Source organism: Micrococcus sp. LASM2_SD2 (genome assembly GCF_057364565.1).
The window spans coordinates 1-2,128 of sequence record NZ_JBNFOB010000313.1; the positions used below are offsets into that span (position 1 = coordinate 1).

Annotated in this window: 3 protein-coding genes; 2 read left to right on the forward strand and 1 reads right to left on the reverse strand. The window is 72.2% G+C overall.

From position 1 onward, the window contains the following. Together AC2W7A_RS11845 and recR are read left to right on the forward strand one after the other, a co-directional pair. A partial coding sequence (locus tag AC2W7A_RS11845; RefSeq protein WP_485991517.1) for a hypothetical protein occupies nt 1-198 on the forward strand: 198 nt, incomplete at its 5' end. Between the two features lie 80 nt (nt 199-278). Next, on the forward strand, nt 279-878 hold the full coding sequence (recR, locus tag AC2W7A_RS11850; protein ID WP_485991518.1) for a recombination mediator RecR: 600 nt from the start codon (nt 279-281) through the stop codon (nt 876-878). 100 nt (nt 879-978) lie between these two features. On the opposite strand, the gene AC2W7A_RS11855 is transcribed toward recR, so the two are convergent. Beyond that, the gene (locus tag AC2W7A_RS11855) at nt 979-2,046 is read right to left on the reverse strand and encodes an ABC transporter permease (protein ID WP_485991519.1); all 1,068 of its coding nucleotides are present in this window, start codon (nt 2,044-2,046) and stop codon (nt 979-981) included. Nucleotides 2,047-2,128 lie beyond the last annotated feature (82 nt).

Sequence of the window (2,128 nt, forward strand, 5' to 3'; positions counted from 1 at the left end):
CCGCACGAGAGGCCGCCCGCGGCCGCCGGACCCCGCCCCGAGCAGACCCCGCAGGCCGCGGCCAGGCCCTCCGTATCCTGGGAGGACGAGGTGGCCAGCGACGACGACATCCCCCTCGAGGAGTCCGGCCTCGTCGGCCGGGCCGTCGTGGAGCGGGTCCTCGGGGCCCGCCTCATCGAGGAACTCCCGAACAGCTGACCCGCCCGCCCCGGACCGCCGGGGCCGGCCGGAGACCCGCGGCGCACACCCCACAGCGCCGCAGAAAGCCCAGGTGACACGTGTACGAGGGTGCCGTCCAGGACCTCATCGACGAGCTCGGCCGACTGCCGGGCATCGGCCCGAAGTCCGCACAGCGCATCGCCTTCCACATCATGGAGGCCGAGTCCAAGGACATGCTGCGCCTGTCCGACGCCATCCGCACCGTCAAGGAAAAGGTGACGCTCTGCGAGCTCTGCTTCAACGTCTCGGAGCAGGACCGCTGCGCCATCTGCCGTGACGACAAGCGGGACGCGTCCCTGCTCTGCGTGGTGGAGGAGTCGCAGGACGTGATGGCGATCGAGCGCACCCGCGCCTACCGCGGCCGCTATCACGTGCTCGGCGGCTCCATCAATCCGATCGCCGGCATCGGGCCGGAACAGCTGCACGTGCGCGAGCTGCTCACCCGCCTCCAGGACGACGTGGTCCAGGAGGTCATCCTCGCCACCGACCCGAACCTCGAGGGCGAGGCCACCGCCACCTACCTGGGCCGCATGCTCGGCGCCACCGGCATCCGCGTCACCCGCCTCGCTTCCGGCCTGCCCGTGGGCGGAGACCTGGAGTACGCGGACGAGGTCACCCTCGGGCGGGCCTTCGAGGGACGTCGCCTCCTCAACGGCTGACCCTCCCCCCACCACGACGACGGCGCCCCGCCTCCTCCTTCCGAGGACCGGGGCGCGTCTCGCCTGCGGCGGTGCTTCCGCGACGGGGGTGTCGGAGCTGTCAGGCCACCCGCAGACCGCGCGGCAGCCGCCCGGCCGGGGTACGCAGCCGCTGGTGCCCCCACACCATCAGGACGGCCACCAGGCCGGCCTGGACTGCGAGGCCCAGGGGCCACACCGGGGTGAGCCCGCCGCGCTCCACGAGCAGGTCCTCACCGGTGTCCCGTTCGATGCCGTCCACGCAGTCGGTGGTCTCCTCCGGGGACAGCTGGGTGGAGCGGGCACCGGAGGAGATCATCGTCATCACGGAGTCCTGCCCGGCATCCGGGTCCTCCACGAGCCGTGAGGCGGGAGCCACCGCGTCCGACATGAGCACGAACGGGTTCGGTGCGAGCGCCCAGCCGATGCGGCGCATGTCCGAGACCTCGCGCTCCCGCAGGGGGCCGACGCACTTGCCCTGCTGACCCGGCTGCCAGTCCGGATCGTCCGTGTACCCGTAGTTCCAGTGGTTGGCCTGCACGGTGGTCTTGGTGAACTGGGTGCCCAGACCGAAGCCGATGACCGTTCCGATGCCCAGCAGGGCCACGAGCAGGTAGGTCACCACGACCGCGAAGAGGGTGCGGCCGCTGATGGCGGACACGGCCACGCCGAGCCCCGTGACCACCGCGAACTCCACCATCAGCACCAGGCAGGCCAGCAGCAGCATGGAGACGGGCAGCCGGCCGAACACGAGCGTCACGATCAGCCACGGCAGCGCCGCCAGCAGGAACGCGACCGAAGGGATCCAGGCCGCGATCCACTTGCCGAGGATCAGCTGCCAGGTCCGCACCGGGGTCACCTGGACGATCGCCAGGGTGCCGCCGGCGCGGTCACCGGTGATGGCGTTGGCGGACAGCGCCGGGGAGACCAGCAGGGACAGCAGGAGCACGAAGAAGGCGACGAGGTCGAACATGAGCCGGCCGGACGCCTCCCGCTCCTCCGGGCCGGCACCGGACATGCCGAACAGGCCCAGCGCACCGAGGGTCACGAGGCCGGTCAGCACGAAGAAGACGGCCAGCATGATGTACCAGCCGCGCGAGCGCATCCGCTGGCGCAGCTCCATCCCCACCAGGGTTCCGACGAGGCTCATGCGGGTCCTCCCCTTCCTGGCGGGGCGGCGGACGGCGTCCGCGCCGCCCCCGCCGTGCCGCCGGACCCCGCGGCGGGCGTCG

Bases quoted from the DNA above. Each gene is read 5' to 3' on its own strand.
- AC2W7A_RS11855 (WP_485991519.1), bottom strand. From the start codon at position 2,046: ATGAGCCTCGTCGGAACCCTGGTGGGGATGGAGCTGCGCCAGCGGATG.